This is a genomic window from Aureimonas sp. CAS (genome assembly GCF_059838215.1).
This window is the reverse complement of the sequence record NZ_CM187563.1, coordinates 3,090,052-3,104,575: the sequence shown is the minus strand read 5'-3', so window position 1 is coordinate 3,104,575 and position 14,524 is coordinate 3,090,052. Positions and strand designations below refer to the sequence as shown.

The following is a 14,524-nucleotide window of genomic DNA, read 5'->3' as shown; positions in this document are numbered from 1 at the left end:
GATGTCGACGATGAAGCCTCTCCGCCCCATTTCCCTTCGCGCCTTCGCCCTGGCCGCGCTGGCAGGATTGAGCTGCCTTTCGGCCGCGCCCGTCCGCGCGCAGGACAGCGCCATCGTCGCCGTCACGCGGCCGCAGCAGTCCATCTCGCTCGGCCTCGACAAGTCGCGCGTCATCGACCTGCCGCGCGACGCGCACGACATCCTCGTCGCCAATCCCGCCGTCGCGGACGCGGTGACGCGGACCGCGCGCCGGATCTACATCTTCGGCAAGCGCATCGGGCAGACCAACATCTTCGTCTTCGACGGCACCGGCCAGGAGATCGCCGTTCTCGACATCCGTGTCGAGCGGGACATCTCCGGGCTGGAGGACACGATCCGCCGCTTCCTGCCGACGGCGGAGGTGCGCGCCGAGATGCTGAACGACAACGTCGTTCTGACCGGCACGGTGATGACGCCGCAGGACGCCGCGCAGGCCGTGCGTCTGGCGGAGATCTACGTAGCGGGCGGCGAGGCGACGACGAGCCAGTATATCGTCGCCGCTTCCGGCCAGGCCGCGGCAGGGCTCGGCTCGGGCGTCTCGCAGGCCGCCGAAACCCGTCAGCGCTCGCAGATCGTCAACCTTCTCGACATCCAGGGCGAGGATCAGGTCACGCTCAAGGTGACGGTCGCCGAGGTCCAGCGCTCGATCATCAAGCAGCTCGGCATCGACGGGATCGGCGCCGGTTCGATCGACGGCATCGCGTTCAACGCGATCGGCGACAATCCTTTCGGCCTGGGCAAGGCGATCACGACCTCGGGCGGCTCCCTCCTCAATTCGGGAGGCCGCAACGGGATCACGGCCCAGCTCTCGGCCTTGGAGCAGGCCGGCGTCATGCGCACGCTCGCCGAGCCGAGCCTGACGGCGATCTCGGGAGAGAGCGCGAGCTTCTTGGTCGGCGGCGAGTTCGCCATTGCTTCCGGCAAGCGCGAGACACCGGAAACTCGCACGCCCATCCTCGGGCAGAACGGAGCGATCATCGGCTACGATGTCTCTCCCCCGTCGGTGGAGTACCAGTCCCGCCAGGTCGATTACGGCATCGGTCTCGACTTCACGCCGGTCGTTCTCGGTCCCGGCCGCATCAGCCTGAAGGTTCGCACCGCCGTCTCCGAACCGACGTTCGAATCGCCCTTCACCATTCCCGGCGGCGTAGCGCCGGGGCTCAACGTGCCCGGCATCCGCAAGCGCCTCGCCGACACCACCGTCGAACTCCCCTCGGGCGGCAGCCTCGTCATCGCCGGTCTGGTGCGCGACGAGGTGCGGCAGGTGGTCTCCGGCTTCCCCGGTCTGTCGCGCCTGCCGATCCTCGGCACGCTCTTCCGCTCCAGGGATTTCCAGCGCTACGAGACGGAGCTCGTCGTCATCGTCACGCCCTATCTGGTGCGGCCGGTCGCGCGGCAGGAGCTGACGCGCCCCGACGACGGGCTCGCCTTCACCTCGGACGGCTCTGCCAACTTTCTCGGCCGCATCAACCGCGTCTACGGAGCGACCGAGACGAACCTTCCTCCCGGCCGCTACAACGGCCATGTCGGATACATCTACAAATGATTCGGCTGCTCACCCCCCTCGTCGCGGCCACCCTTCTGGCCGGCTGCGCCAACGTCCACAACATCGAGGTGGGCGCGGTCCCCTCGGACTACCGCACGCAGCATCCGATCGTCGTCTCGGAAGGCGAGAGCGTTCTCGAAATTCCGGTCACCTCGCGCGACACCAAGCTGACGCTGGGCTCCGCCTCGCGCATCGACGAGTTCGCCGGCCGCTTCCGCCATGCCCGCTCCGCCGCGATCCGCGTGATGGTGCCGGTCGGATCGCTGAACGAGTCGGCGGCCCGGCTCGCGGCGGTCGATGCCGTCTCCCGCCTGCGGGCGAACGGCGTGCCGCACGACAGGATCCTCGTCTCCAGCTATCCGACGGGCGGCATCTCGGGGCCGGTGCCGCTGCGCCTCGCCTTCTCCTCGCTCCAGGCGAGCGTCGCTCCTTGCGGCCGTTGGCCGGAGGACCTCGCCTCGACCCACGAGAACCGCAACTACTTCAATTTCGGCTGCGCCAGCCAGTCGAACCTCGCCGCGCAGATCGCCGATCCGCAGGACCTTCTGACCCCGCGCGGACGCAGCGAGATCGACGCCTCGCGCCGCACCAGCGCGCTTGGGCGCTATCGCGCCGGCGCTCCGTTTCCCGTCTCCGGGGAGGTGAAATACTGATGGCCTCTCTCGCATCCTCGGGCGCGCATGCCGCGCAGATCGATCTGGACGAGGCGGCCGGCCCGGCGATCGGCGCCATGCGGCCCCTGCCGCGCATCTCCATCCAGGCCTTCGTCGAGACCGCCCAGACCTACGAGGCCATCGAGGAGGCCGGCCGGGACCGGCGCATGGCCAAGACTCAGGTGCGTGTCCAGAACGGAGGCATCAAGGCGGCCTGCGCGCATTACGCCGGCGCCTCGACGCCGAACCTCATCATCCTGGAAAGCGCCCTCGACCCCGATGCGCTGCTCGCCGAGCTGGAAGCGCTGGCGCAGCATTGCGACGCGGGCACCAGGGTGCTCGTGATCGGGCGCCACAACGACGTTCGCCTCTATCGCGAGCTGATGCAGCGCGGGATATCCGAATATCTCGTCTCGCCCGTCTCGCTCGTCGACATTCTGGAGCCCGTCGCGCGCATCTTCGTCGACGACGAGGCGGCTCCGCTCGGGCGGACCCTCGCCTTCGTCGGCGCCAAGGGCGGCGTCGGATCATCCACCATCGCGCACAACGTCGCCTGGACGATCGCGCGACTCTTCTCCGCCGAGGTCGTTCTGGCCGATCTCGACCTGCCCTTCGGCACGGCCAACATCAATTTCGACCAGGACCCGCCGCAGGGGATCGCGGAAGCGGTGTCCTCCGCGGACCGGCTGGACGAAATCCTTCTGGACCGCCTGCTCGTGCGCTGCGCCGAGCATCTGTCGCTTCTGGCCGCGCCGTCCGTCCTCGACCGCACCTACGACTTTTCCGGCGATGCCTTCGCCGCCCTCATCGAGGCGGCGCAGCGCTCCACGCCGGTCGTCGTCCTCGACGTGCCCCATGTCTGGAACGAATGGACGCGCTCGGTGCTGCGGCAGGCCGACGAGATCGTGCTCACCGCGATCCCGGATCTGGCGAACCTGCGCAATGCCAAGAACTTCGCCGATACGCTCAAGGTCCTGCGGCCGAACGATCCGGCGCCGCGCATCGTCCTCAATCAGGTGGGCGCGCCCAAGCGGCCGGAGATCCCGGCCGGCGAATTCCTCGACGCCATCGGTCTGGAGGCCGCCGCGACGATCGGCTTCGATCCGCAGCTGTTCGGCACCTCGGCCAACAACGGGCAGATGATCGCCGAGACCGAGCCCAAACATGCGGCGAACGAGGCGATGCGCGATCTCGCCCATCTGGTGACGGGCCGCTCCCTGGTGAAGCGCTCCCAGCGCACGGGCGCGGCGATGCTGCTCGACCTCGTGCGGCGCAAGCGGGCCTGAGCGGACGAGATGGCGGACATGACGGGGGTTCGATGCAAGGGGAGGGCGGGTGATGTTCGGTAGACGCGGCCCCGCGTCGGGAACTCCTGCGCCCGCCGAACGGCCGGCGTCGGCGCCTGCCACGCCTGCGGTCGCCGACGTTCCGGCGGCACGCGCGGCCGAGCCGCGCCCTGCCGCCCGTCCCGAGCCCGCGCCCGCGAAGGGCCCGCGGCGCGCCGACGGCTATTACGAGATCAAGACGCAGATATTCACCGCGCTGATCGACACGGTCGATCCGGCGCAGCTCGCCAAGCTGGACGCGGAGACGGCGAAGGAGGAGATCCGAGACATCGTCAACGAGATCATCGCGATCAAGAACTTCGCGATGACGATCGCCGAGCAGGAGGACCTGCTCGCCGACATCTGCAACGACATGCTCGGCTACGGGCCGCTGCAGCCGCTGCTGGAACGCGACGACATCTCCGACATCATGATCAACGGCTCGCGCCAGTCCTTCATCGAAGTCGGCGGCAAGATCGAGGAGGCGAACATCCGCTTCCGCGACAACCAGCAGCTTCTGAACATCTGCCAGCGCATCGTCAGCCAGGTCGGCCGGCGCGTGGACGAGACCTCGCCGATCTGCGACGCGCGCCTGCCCGACGGCAGCCGCGTGAACGTCATCGCGCCCCCGCTCGCCATCGACGGGGCGGCGCTCACCATCCGAAAGTTCAAGAAGGACAAGCTCACCCTCGACCAGCTCGTGCGCTACGGCACGATCACGCCGGAGGGCGCGACGATCCTCGAGATCATCGGGCGCGTGCGCTGCAACGTCGTCATCTCCGGGGGCACGGGCTCGGGCAAGACGACGCTGCTGAACTGCCTGACGCGCTACATCGACGCCGACGAGCGCATCATCACCTGCGAGGACTCGGCCGAACTGCAGCTCCAGCAGCCGCATGTCGTGCGGCTGGAGACGCGCCCGCCCAACATCGAGGGCGAGGGCGAGATCACCATGCGCGACCTCGTGAAGAACTGCCTGCGCATGCGGCCCGAGCGCATCATCGTCGGCGAGGTGCGCGGCCCGGAGGTCTTCGATCTCCTGCAGGCGATGAACACCGGCCACGACGGCTCGATGGGGACGATCCACTCCAACTCCCCGCGCGAATGCCTCAACCGCATGGAATCGATGATCGCCATGGGCGGCTATTCGCTGCCGCCGCGCACCGTGCGCGAGATCATCGTCGGCTCGGTCGACGTCATCGTGCAGGCCGCGCGCCTTCGGGACGGCTCGCGCCGCATCACCCACATCACCGAGGTCACGGGGATGGAGGGCGACGTCATCACCACGCAGGACCTGTTCGTCTACGAGATCATGGGCGAGGACTCGCGCGGCAAGCTGCTCGGCCGCCACCGCTCCACGGGCATCGCCCGTCCGGCCTTCTGGGACCGCGCGCGCTACTTCAACGAGGAGAACCGGCTCGCGGCCGCCCTCGACGCGTCGGAAGCGGTGTCGGGGGCCTCGTGATCCGATGATCCTGCTCTTCGTGCTCCTCACGGGCGTGGCGGTCGGGTCGCTGGCCTATGTGGTGCTGCAGCCCGCCATCGCGATGGAGAAGCGCGCCGAGAACCGCCTGTCGCACATGAAGGGTCCGTCCTCGACCCTTGAGGCGCGGCGCAGCCTGCGCGAGCGCAACCAGGAGATCGCCAAGCGGCGCCGCACCCTCCACGCTTCGCTCAAGGCGGTCGAGGACAAGCAGAAGCAGCACGACAAGGCCGTCTCGCACATGACGCTGGAGCGGCGCATCCAGCAGGCGGGCCTCTCGATCGGCCTGCCGGCCTTCATCGGCGCGAGCACGGGCGTCGGTCTCTTCGCCTTCTTCTTCGCCCTCGCCCTGAACCTCTCGCTTCTCGTCGCCCTTCTGGTCGGCGTGTCGGCCGCGCTCGGCCTGCCCCGCTGGTTCCTGCGACGGCGGCGACTGCAGCGCCAGGCCCTCTTCATCGAGGAGTTTCCGAACGCGATCGACGTGATCGTGCGCGGCATCCGGTCGGGCCTGCCCCTGAACGACACGCTGCGGATGATTTCGACGGAAGCCAAGGAGCCCGTGGCGTCCGAGTTCCGCCGGGTCGTCGAGGCGCAGGCGCTCGGCCTGCCGACCTCCGAGGCGGTGGAGCGGCTGTACCAGAACATGCCGCTGACGGAGACGAACTTCTTCGCCATCGTCATCGCGATCCAGAGCCAGGCCGGCGGCAATCTGTCGGAGGCGCTCGGCAATCTCAGCCGGGTGCTGCGCGACCGCAAGAAGATGAAGGCCAAGATCCAGTCCATGTCGATGGAGGCCAAGGCGTCGGGCGCGATCATCGCGGCGCTGCCCCCGCTCGTCATGTTCTTCGTGTTCCTGACGACGCCCGCCTACATCATGCTCCTCTTCACCACGCTGACGGGCAATCTCATTCTCGCCGGCTCCCTCTTCTGGATGATGATCGGGGTGCTGGTGATGAAGAAGATGATCGCGTTCGACTTCTGAAGATCGATGGCCGGCGTGGGCTCGTTTCCACGGATCGGAGGGGACGATGGACATTCTCGACGCCTACGGCATCTCGCCCAGCATCCTCGTGGGGGCGCTGGCCTCGCTCGCCGTCTTCCTTTCGCTCGTCACCTTCGCGCTGCCGATCCTGGCGGGCAACGAGCTGAAGAGCCGCATGAAGGCGGTGGCCATCGAGCGCGACAAGATGCGCGCGCGAGAGCGGGCGCGCCTCGCCAACGAGCAGGGCAAGGGCCGCAGCCAGCGACGTCCCGACGACGGCATCGCCGCCAGGGTCGTGCGGGCGCTCGACCTCAAGCGCGCCCTGGCCGACGAGCAGACGATCCAGAGCCTGCGCGTCGCGGGCTACCGATCGCAGAACGCGCTGACCGTCTTCCTCTTCGCGCGCGTGTGCCTCCCGGTGCTGTTCCTGTTCCTGGCCTTCGCCTACGTCTTCGGGCTCGGCCTCCTGCAGGACTGGGGCGGGCTCGTCCGGCTGGCCCTTTGCATCGTCATCGGCTTCGCCGGCTTTTACGCGCCGGTCCTCTACATCAAGAACCAGGCCGCCAAGCGCAGCCAGTCGATCACGCGCGCCTTTCCGGACGCGCTCGACCTTCTGCTGATCTGCGTGGAATCGGGAAACTCCGCCGAGGCCGCCTTCCGGCGGGTGGCGAACGAGATCGGCATCCAGTCCGTGCCGCTGGCCGAGGAGCTCGTGCTCCTCACGGCGGAGCTCTCCTATCTGCCGGATCGCCGCCAGGCCTACGAGAATCTCGCCAAGCGCACCAATCTGGAATCGGTGCGCACGGTCTGCGTCGTGCTGATCCAGGCCGAGCGATACGGAACGCCGCTGGGAACCGCGCTGCGCACGCTCGCGCAGGAGAACCGCGACATGCGCATGGCCCTGGCCGAGAAGAAGGCCGCCGCGCTGCCGCCCAAGCTCACCGTGCCCATGATCCTGTTCTTCCTGCCGGTGCTCTTCGCCGTCATCCTCGGCCCGGCCGTGATCCAGGGCATGGGGCTGAACTGACGCTCGTCGCCGGGTCGGGGACGGAAGAAGCCCGCGTCGCGGATCGATCGGGATCCGGCGCGGGCTTTCGTCTTTCGGGAGCGCTCGGGGAGAGGGGCGCTCAGGCGCCGTCGCGTTCCAGTTCGGCCCAGGTGTTGCGCTGGGACAGGACGCCGCGCAGATAGGCGATGTTGGCGGCGGCCTCCTCCGGCGAAAGCTCGCCCGCCGCGATCCGCTCCGCTTCATCGAAACGGCCCTGAAGCCCGACGACGAGGGCGAGGTTCTGGCGCACGCGGCTGTCCGCGCCCGGCTGCACGACGGCCGTCGCGAGAACCCGCTCGGCGTTCGCGAGGTCGTTGGCCATCAGATACGACATGCCGAGATTGGAGAGGACCGACGGCTCGTTCGGGCGGATGTCGAGCGCCTTCTGGAAGAGGACGCGGGCCGGCCCCGTCTGGCCGAGCTGGTCCAGGATCGCGCCCTCCGTGGACAGGAGCCCCCAGTCGGGATGGTCCGGCGTCTGCGCCCGGCGCACCGCGTCCAGCGCCTTCTCCAGCTCGCCCGCTCCGGCCAGCGCCTTGCCGTAGGCGGCCAGAACATCGCGGTCCTGCGGATGGGCGATCGCCATCTGCTGCATGACGGCGAGCGACTGGTCGTTGCGTCCGGTCATGCGAAGGCTGGAGGCATAGGCCATGCCCGTCGCCTTGTCCTGCGGGTTGGTCTCGTAGGAGGCGCCGTAGGCGCGCGTCATCGTGTCGAGTTCGGCCGCGCTCATCGAGGCGACGCGTTCGGCGGGCAGCACCGCTTCGGCCTGGCGCGAGGCGATCGAGCCGGTGTGCATGGAAGAGGTGTTGGCGCAGCCCGAAAGGAGCGCGGCGGCCAGAAGGCCGAGGATCGGACGGGACGGAGCGAGCGCGCGCGCAAACATGCGGATCGCCGGTACCGGTCTCGTCATCGATCGTCTCCCGTGAAACGGATGAACGTCCGCCGGGCCGTCTCGGCCGGGGATCGCTCGCCGCCCGACCATATTTCGTTAACCCTAACGGTCCGTTAAGCAGGCAGGCGATAGCAGCTGCAGTCTGGAAGACCGGAAGGACCGCCGAACCATGCAGGACCGCCTCGCCGACCGTGCCGCCGAAGGCGCACGCCCCGTCACACCCGTCTACGAGAACGCGCTCGACGAGCTCTCGCCCGCCACGCGCGCCTGGGCCAAGGCCAGCCGGTTCACGGGGGGCGCGGGCGAGGTGCTGCTCGTGCCGGGCGACGCGGGGGAGGCGGCGTCCGCGCTGCTCGGCCTCGGCAAGGCCGAGCGGATGCAGCGGGCCGAGCGGTCCATGCTGGCCGGCGCGCTCGCCGCCGCATTGCCCGCGGGCGACTGGACGCTGTCGCGTTCCGACGCGCTCGACCCCGATCTCGCCGCGCTCGCCGTCCTGAACGGCGGCTACCGCTTCGAACGCTATCTCGCCCCCTCCGCTCCGGTGGCGGCGCGTCTCTTCGTCGAGGGCGCCGATGTCGCATCGGTCGTCGAGACCGCCCGCGCGACGCATCTCGTCCGCGACCTCATCAACACGCCGACCAACGATCTCGGCCCGGCCGGGATCGAGGCGGCGGTGCGCGAACTCGCTCAAGCCTTCGGCGCGGACGTCTCCTCCGTCGTGGGCGACGAGCTTCTGGCCGCGAACCTGCCGATGATCCACGCCGTCGGCCGCGCCAGCGCCGAGGCGCCCCGGCTGATCGACCTGTCCTGGGGCGCTGCGGACGCGCCGAAGGTCACGCTCGTCGGCAAGGGCGTCGCCTTCGACACGGGCGGTCTCAACATCAAGCCGGCCTCCGGCATGCTCCTGATGAAGAAGGACATGGGCGGGGCGGCGAACGTTCTCGGGCTCGCCCGTCTCGTCATGGCCGCCCGCCTGCCGGTCCGCCTCCGCGTGCTGGTCCCGGCGGTCGAGAACGCCATCTCCGGCAACGCCTTCCGGCCCGGCGACGTGCTGACGAGCCGCGCGGGGCGCACGGTCGAGATCGGCAACACCGACGCCGAGGGCCGGCTGATCCTCGCCGATGCCCTGGCGCTCGCGGACGAGGAGGCGCCGCGCCTCCTGATCGACATGGCGACCCTGACGGGCGCGGCGCGCGTCGCCCTCGGCCCCGACCTGCCGCCCTTCTACACAGACGACGACGCGCTCGCAGCGAACATCGCGAAGGCGTCGGGCGAGCTCTTCGACCCGCTCTGGCGGATGCCGCTCTGGCGTCCCTATGCCGGCAACCTCTCCTCCAAGATCGCCGACACGAACAACGTCACCAGCGACGGCATGGCGGGCTCGGTGACGGCGGCGCTCTTCCTTCAGCGCTTCGTGGAACGGGCCCGTTCCTGGGTCCATCTCGACGTCTATGGCTGGCGGCCGAAGGCGGGCCCGACCGGCCCTGTCGGCGGCGAGGCGCAGGGGATCCGGGCGCTGGCCCGCGTCATCGCGGCGCTGGACTGACGGTTCGCGGCGCCCTTGCGCGCTTGCGCGAACCCGCATAGCGTTCCGGACCGGGTCCGAAACGAAAGCTGTGGAGGCGGCGCGATGGGCATCGAGATGCGTCCCGCGCAAGCCTTGCGGCTGATGCACCGCAATGCGCTGCGGCAGTCGCGCGAGGCGGAGCAGGATCTGACCGTGCGCCAGACCGCGCTTCTCCTGACCGTCTATCTGGAGCCGCCGCCGCACACGGTGCGCGGCCTTGCCGGAAAGCTGAACGTGACCAAGCCCGTCATCACCCGTGCCCTCGACACGATGGGCCGGCTCGACCTTCTGGAGCGCCGACGCGACCCGGAGGACCGGCGCAACGTCCTGATCCGGCGAACGGTCGCCGGCAGCCTCTACGTCTCGCGCCTCGCCGATCGCATGGTGGAGGAAGCGGCGGGCCTGCCGCGATGAGCCTGGACAAGCGCATCCACGCCTATGGCGAGGACTGGGCGGACGTGCGGCTGAAGGGCCGCGTCGAGGCCGCACGCTATGTCGAAGGGCGACGCGCCAACGTCCGCGTTCCGATCGCCGACCTTCGCAGGCGACCGGCGAGCGACGCGCCGCTGGAAACGCAGGCGCTGTTCGGCGAGGCCGTCCTCATCTTCCAGACGGGCGATGAGGGCTGGTCGCTCGTCCAGCTCGAGGCCGATTCCTATGTCGGCTTCATGCCGACCGAGGCGCTCGGTCCGGCGACCGGGGACCTGCCGTTCAAGGTCCATGTTCCACGAACCTTCGTCTTCCCCGCCCCCGACATCAAGGCGCCGCCGCTCGACGCCCTGCCCATGGGCGCGCGCGTCGCCATCATCGGGGAGGCGAGCGACCACAATGCCGACTACCGGCTGGTCGCGCCCTTCGGCGCGGTCGTCGCGCAGCATCTTTCCCCTTCATCCGAGGTGGCGCCGGATTTCGTCGCCGTGGCCGAGCGGTTCCTGGGCGCGCCCTATCTCTGGGGCGGGAAGTCGGTGCTCGGGATCGACTGCACGGGGCTGACGCAGATGGCGCTCGCCATGGCCGGCATCGCCGCGCCGCGCGATTCCGACATGCAGGAGGCGTGGGCGATCGAGATCGACCCGGCCGCGCCCCGGCAGCGCGGCGACCTGGTCTTCTGGAAGGGCCATGTCGGCATCATGCTCGACGAAGCCCGGCTTCTCCATGCCAACGCCCATCACATGATGACGGCGATCGAGCCGCTGGACGAGGCGGTGGCGCGCATCGGCGCGAGGGGCTCGCCCGTCACGTCCGTCCGCCGGGCGCCGGAGCATCTTAGACAGGCGGCTTGACCTTCCCGCAGGGGGAAGCCCTACCTGCAACGGTTTCCGACTTCGCGTTCACGGGAGACCTTGTGATGAAAGCCGCTTTTCTCGCCGCTCCGTTCCTCCTGGCCGGCATCGCCCTCGCGCTCGCGCAAGGCACGGACCATTCGGCCGGCCACGGCGCCGGCCATGACGCCGGCCACGGCGCTTCGGCAACGACATCGGAGGCCGACGCCCGGTCCGCCTTCGAGGCGGCGAACGCTGCGATGCACGAGAACATGGCGGTCCAACTCACCGGGGACGCGGATATCGACTTCGCCCGATCGATGATCCCCCATCATCAGGGCGCGATCGACATGGCCCGCATCGTCCTCGAACACGGCGACGATCCGGAAATGCGGGCCTTGGCCGAGGAGATCGTCGAGGCGCAGGAGGCCGAGATCGCGGTGATGCGCGAATGGCTGGAAAAGAACGCGCCGGACGCAGAAGCGCCGGCTCAGTAGCCGGCGTTCCGGTCCACGAGGTTCGTCAGCGCCTCACCGCGCCGATGGGCCTCCAGCTGCCGCGCCATCAGGGGCACCAGCGCCTCGGGTTCGGACGAGGCGGCCGCGTGCGGCGTGATGAAGACCTGCGGATGACGCCAGAGCGCCGAGTCGCGCGGCAGCGGTTCGCGCTCGAAGACGTCGAGCGAGGCCTCCATCAGGCGTCCGTCGTTGAGGGCGCGCAGGATGGCCGAATCGCTCTGCAGCCCGCCGCGGCCCGCATTGATGAGGACGGGGCGCCCGAGCGGCGTCTCGCCCTTCAGATGGCTGAGGAAGTCGTCGTCGATCAGTCCGCGCGTGTCGGGCGTCAGCGGCAGAAGGACGACGATGATGTCGGAGACCGAAAGGCAGGCCTTCAGGCCGTCGGTGCCGTGGAAGGTCTCGACGCCGGGCAGGTTCTTCGGCCGGCGGCTCCAGCCGGCGATCTGGAAGCCGACGAGATTGAGCTTGCGGGCGGCATCCCGGCCGAGTTCGCCGAGACCGAGGATGCCGACCGTCACCTCGCCCGCCGAGGGCTGAAGGCGCTCGTTCCAGAGCCGGCGCGACTGCTGCGAGCGATAGGTCATGCCCTTGCGGAAATGGTCGAGCACGCGCCAGAGCACGTATTCGCTCATGCGGCTCGTCAGATCCGGTGCGACGATGCGCACGATCGGCAGCTCCGGCGGCACGGTGCGGTCCGCGAGGATGTGATCGACGCCCGCGCCCAGCGAGAAGATCGCCTTGAGGTTCGGAAGATCGGCGAGAACGCCGGGCGGCTGCTTCCAGACGATGGCGTAGTCGATGGCCGGATCGTCGGCGCGCTCGGGCCGCGTGACGACGGTCTCCTGCGGAAGATGCTGCTTCAGGGCCCGCAGCCAGCGGGTCGGCTCGAAGCCGGTCACCGATAGAAGGATCGTCACGTCGCTGGTCTCCCGTTCCACGCCCGCGAGAGGCGGTCCGCGCGCTCGCGTCCCCGGCGGGCGAACCATTGCAGGCCCGCGAAGAGAAAGCCGTTGGCGATGCGCCCCTCGTCACAGGCGGATATGAGGTCGCGCGCCGGAAAGGCGAGCGGCAGGATGTCCTCGTTCTCCTCCGCCATGCCGGCCGTTCCCGCCAGCTTCGCAGCGTCGACGAGGGCGAGGAAGACGACGATCGCCTCGTCGGTGAGGCCGGGCGAGGACAGGATGGTGAAGGCCTCCTCCATCGCCCGAGCCTCCAGTCCGGTCTCCTCGAAGAGTTCGCGCCGCGCCGCCTCGGCCGGGCTTTCGCCGTCGTCGAGAAGACCCGCCGGGAGCTCCAGCGGGGCGGCGTGCGGGGTCGCCAAGGCCGCGCCGATCCGGAACTGGCGGATGACGACGATGGAATCGGTTTTCGGGTCGTAGGGAAGGATCGCCGCCGCCGTTCCCGCCCGCACCAGTTCGCGGCTCAAGCGGTGCGGCGCCCCGCCCGAGAGCGAGGCGTGTTCGACGGCCAGCGTCTTCAGCGGCCGAAAATCGCCCGCCAGATGCTCCTCCGACACGATCTTGAAATCGAGCGGCTCGTCGCCTGGCAAACCGTCCCTCACGAAGCGACCGCCGCCGTCGGCACCGCCTCGATGTCGAAGGCGGCGGCCATCAGGGCCTTGGTGTAGTCGGTCTTCGGTCGCTCGAAAATCTCGTCCGAGGTGCCGCGCTCCACCACTTCGCCGGCGCGCATGACGATCACCTCGTTCGCCAGGGCGCGCACGACCTTCAGATCGTGGCTGATGAAGAGATAGGCGAGATCGTGCTTCCTCTGCAGGTCGCGCAGGAGGTCCACCACCTGCGCCTGCACGCTCATGTCGAGCGCGGAGGTCGGCTCGTCGAGCATGACGAAGCGCGGCTTGAGGATCATGGCGCGCGCGATGGCGATGCGCTGGCGCTGGCCGCCGGAGAACTCGTGCGGGTAGCGGAAGCGCGTCTCGGGGTCGAGACCGACCTCGCGCAGCACGTCGACCACGCGCGCGTCCCGCTCGTCCGGTCCGATGCGCTTCTCGTGGACCTCCAGCCCCTCGGCCACGATGTCGGCGACCGACATGCGGGGCGAAAGCGAGCCGTAGGGGTCCTGGAACACGATCTGGATCGCCGAGCGCAATTCGCGCATCGCCTTGAAGGATCGGTCGTCGATCCGCTGCCCCTCGAAACGGATCTCGCCCTTGGAGGCGATCATGCGCGTGAGGGCGAGGCCGAGCGTCGTCTTGCCCGAGCCGGATTCACCGACGACGCCCACCGTCTGCCCGGCGCGGACGGAGAGATCGATCCCGTTCACCGCCTTCACGTGGCCGGTCGTGCGCCGCATCAGCCCGGTCTTGATCGGGAACCAGACCTTCAGGTCCTTGGCCTCCATCACCAGCGGCGCATTGGCGTTGGCGGCGGGCGGGCGGCCCTTCGGCTCGGCGGCCAGAAGGTGCCTGGTGTAGTGATGTTCGGGCTCCGCGAAGATGCGGGCGGTCGGCCCTTCCTCGACGATCTTGCCCTTGTACATCACGCAGACCCGGTCGGCGATCTTGCGCACGATTCCGAGGTCGTGGGTGATGAAGAGGAGCCCCATCCGCCGCTCGGTCTGGAGCGTCTTGAGAAGCGCGAGAATCTGCGCCTGCACGGTCACGTCGAGCGCGGTCGTCGGCTCGTCGGCGATCAGGAGCTTCGGCTCGTTGGCGAGCGCCATGGCGATCATGACGCGCTGGCGCTGCCCGCCGGAGAGCTGGTGCGGGAAGCTCTTCAGCCGCGTCTCGGGATCGCGGATGCCGACCTGGGTCAGGAGCTCCAGCGTGCGGGCCCGCGCCTCGCGCTCGGAAATGCCGCGATGGATGCGAAGCACCTCGCCGATCTGCCGCTCGACCGTGTGCAGCGGGTTGAGCGAGCTCATCGGCTCCTGGAAGATCATCGAGATCTCGTTGCCGCGAACGGCCCGCAGGCCCTTGTCGTCGACCTTCAGCAGATCCGTGTCGCCGACGACGATCTCGCCGGACGGGTGGCTGGCGGCCGGATAGGGCAGGAGCTTCAGGATCGAGAGCGCGGTCACGCTCTTGCCCGAGCCGGATTCGCCGACGAGCGCGACGGTCTCGCCCTGCCCGATCTCGAAGGAGACGCGGTCGACGGCCGTCGTGGTGCGCCCGCCCTGGTGGAAGGCGACGGAGAGGTCGCGCACCGACAGGAGCGGTGCGACCTTCGGCGAAATCTCGGGCATGG

General features: G+C 69.2%; 14 protein-coding genes. 10 read left to right on the top strand and 4 right to left on the bottom strand.

All coding sequences use genetic code 11. The annotated features are described in order from the left end of the window. Position 1: 1 nt before the first annotated feature. From AC6R2M_RS14940 to AC6R2M_RS14915, 6 genes are read left to right on the top strand one after another with little or no spacing between them, the layout of a single operon-like run. A complete protein-coding gene (locus AC6R2M_RS14940; protein ID WP_500483464.1) occupies positions 2-1,585 on the top strand; it encodes a type II and III secretion system protein family protein in 1,584 nt (527 codons plus the stop codon). Further along, positions 1,582-2,238, top strand: a complete 657-nt coding sequence (locus AC6R2M_RS14935) for a CpaD family pilus assembly protein (protein WP_500483462.1) — start codon at positions 1,582-1,584, stop codon at positions 2,236-2,238. The genes AC6R2M_RS14940 and AC6R2M_RS14935 overlap by 4 nt, the downstream gene beginning before the upstream one ends. Continuing rightward, complete coding sequence (locus tag AC6R2M_RS14930) at positions 2,238-3,524, top strand: CpaE/TadZ family protein (protein WP_500483460.1); 1,287 nt, start codon at positions 2,238-2,240, stop codon at positions 3,522-3,524. Before AC6R2M_RS14935 ends, AC6R2M_RS14930 begins: the two co-directional genes overlap by 1 nt. A 52-nt stretch (positions 3,525-3,576) precedes the next feature. Then, the gene (locus AC6R2M_RS14925) at positions 3,577-5,028 is read left to right on the top strand and encodes a TadA family conjugal transfer-associated ATPase (protein ID WP_500483458.1); all 1,452 of its coding nucleotides are present in this window, start codon (positions 3,577-3,579) and stop codon (positions 5,026-5,028) included. A 4-nt stretch (positions 5,029-5,032) separates the two neighbouring features. After that, complete coding sequence (locus AC6R2M_RS14920; protein ID WP_500483456.1) at positions 5,033-6,028, top strand: type II secretion system F family protein; 996 nt, start codon at positions 5,033-5,035, stop codon at positions 6,026-6,028. A 46-nt stretch (positions 6,029-6,074) separates the two neighbouring features. Beyond that, complete coding sequence (locus AC6R2M_RS14915; RefSeq protein ID WP_500483454.1) at positions 6,075-7,055, top strand: type II secretion system F family protein; 981 nt, start codon at positions 6,075-6,077, stop codon at positions 7,053-7,055. 100 nt (positions 7,056-7,155) lie between these two features. On the opposite strand, the gene AC6R2M_RS14910 is transcribed toward AC6R2M_RS14915, so the two are convergent. Beyond that, the gene (locus AC6R2M_RS14910; RefSeq protein ID WP_500487619.1) at positions 7,156-7,962 is read right to left on the bottom strand and encodes a tetratricopeptide repeat protein; all 807 of its coding nucleotides are present in this window, start codon (positions 7,960-7,962) and stop codon (positions 7,156-7,158) included. 178 nt (positions 7,963-8,140) lie between these two features. On the opposite strand from AC6R2M_RS14910, the gene AC6R2M_RS14905 reads away from it, so the two are divergent. The 4 genes from AC6R2M_RS14905 (at position 8,141) to copM (ending at position 11,297) form a co-directional block, all read left to right on the top strand. Continuing rightward, positions 8,141-9,517: a leucyl aminopeptidase family protein gene (locus AC6R2M_RS14905; protein WP_500483452.1), complete on the top strand. Its 1,377-nt coding sequence runs from the start codon at positions 8,141-8,143 to the stop codon at positions 9,515-9,517. 84 nt (positions 9,518-9,601) lie between these two features. Continuing rightward, positions 9,602-9,952 (top strand): MarR family transcriptional regulator, encoded by a 351-nt coding sequence (locus AC6R2M_RS14900; protein ID WP_500483450.1) that lies wholly within the window; start codon positions 9,602-9,604, stop codon positions 9,950-9,952. Beyond that, entirely contained in the window at positions 9,949-10,821 is an 873-nt protein-coding gene (locus AC6R2M_RS14895; protein ID WP_500483448.1) for a C40 family peptidase, read from the top strand. Before AC6R2M_RS14900 ends, AC6R2M_RS14895 begins: the two co-directional genes overlap by 4 nt. Positions 10,822-10,886: 65 nt before the next feature. Then, positions 10,887-11,297 carry a CopM family metallochaperone gene (copM, locus tag AC6R2M_RS14890; RefSeq protein WP_500483446.1) on the top strand — a complete coding sequence of 137 codons (411 nt, stop codon included), beginning with the start codon at positions 10,887-10,889 and terminating at the stop codon, positions 11,295-11,297. On the opposite strand, the gene AC6R2M_RS14885 is transcribed toward copM, so the two are convergent. The 3 genes from AC6R2M_RS14885 to AC6R2M_RS14875 are packed head-to-tail and all read right to left on the bottom strand — an operon-like array spanning position 11,291 to position 14,522. Then, on the bottom strand, positions 11,291-12,235 hold the full coding sequence (locus AC6R2M_RS14885) for a 2-hydroxyacid dehydrogenase (protein ID WP_500483444.1): 945 nt from the start codon (positions 12,233-12,235) through the stop codon (positions 11,291-11,293). The two genes, copM and AC6R2M_RS14885, sit on opposite strands and share 7 nt — an antisense overlap. After that, complete coding sequence (locus AC6R2M_RS14880) at positions 12,232-12,879, bottom strand: NUDIX domain-containing protein (RefSeq protein ID WP_500483442.1); 648 nt, start codon at positions 12,877-12,879, stop codon at positions 12,232-12,234. The genes AC6R2M_RS14885 and AC6R2M_RS14880 overlap by 4 nt, the downstream gene beginning before the upstream one ends. Continuing rightward, positions 12,876-14,522 carry an ABC transporter ATP-binding protein gene (locus AC6R2M_RS14875; protein WP_500487618.1) on the bottom strand — a complete coding sequence of 549 codons (1,647 nt, stop codon included), beginning with the start codon at positions 14,520-14,522 and terminating at the stop codon, positions 12,876-12,878. The genes AC6R2M_RS14880 and AC6R2M_RS14875 overlap by 4 nt, the downstream gene beginning before the upstream one ends. Positions 14,523-14,524 lie beyond the last annotated feature (2 nt).

Coding starts and splice junctions, on each gene's coding strand:
- AC6R2M_RS14910 (WP_500487619.1), bottom strand. CDS start 7,962: ATGTTTGCGCGCGCGCTCGCTCCGTCCCGTCCGATCCTCGGCCTTCTG.
- AC6R2M_RS14915 (WP_500483454.1), top strand. CDS start 6,075: ATGGACATTCTCGACGCCTACGGCATCTCGCCCAGCATCCTCGTGGGG.
- AC6R2M_RS14875 (WP_500487618.1), bottom strand. CDS start 14,522: ATGCCCGAGATTTCGCCGAAGGTCGCACCGCTCCTGTCGGTGCGCGAC.
- AC6R2M_RS14930 (WP_500483460.1), top strand. CDS start 2,238: ATGGCCTCTCTCGCATCCTCGGGCGCGCATGCCGCGCAGATCGATCTG.
- AC6R2M_RS14935 (WP_500483462.1), top strand. CDS start 1,582: ATGATTCGGCTGCTCACCCCCCTCGTCGCGGCCACCCTTCTGGCCGGC.
- AC6R2M_RS14925 (WP_500483458.1), top strand. CDS start 3,577: ATGTTCGGTAGACGCGGCCCCGCGTCGGGAACTCCTGCGCCCGCCGAA.
- AC6R2M_RS14905 (WP_500483452.1), top strand. CDS start 8,141: ATGCAGGACCGCCTCGCCGACCGTGCCGCCGAAGGCGCACGCCCCGTC.
- AC6R2M_RS14895 (WP_500483448.1), top strand. CDS start 9,949: ATGAGCCTGGACAAGCGCATCCACGCCTATGGCGAGGACTGGGCGGAC.
- AC6R2M_RS14900 (WP_500483450.1), top strand. CDS start 9,602: ATGGGCATCGAGATGCGTCCCGCGCAAGCCTTGCGGCTGATGCACCGC.
- AC6R2M_RS14920 (WP_500483456.1), top strand. CDS start 5,033: ATGATCCTGCTCTTCGTGCTCCTCACGGGCGTGGCGGTCGGGTCGCTG.
- AC6R2M_RS14940 (WP_500483464.1), top strand. CDS start 2: ATGTCGACGATGAAGCCTCTCCGCCCCATTTCCCTTCGCGCCTTCGCC.
- copM (WP_500483446.1), top strand. CDS start 10,887: ATGAAAGCCGCTTTTCTCGCCGCTCCGTTCCTCCTGGCCGGCATCGCC.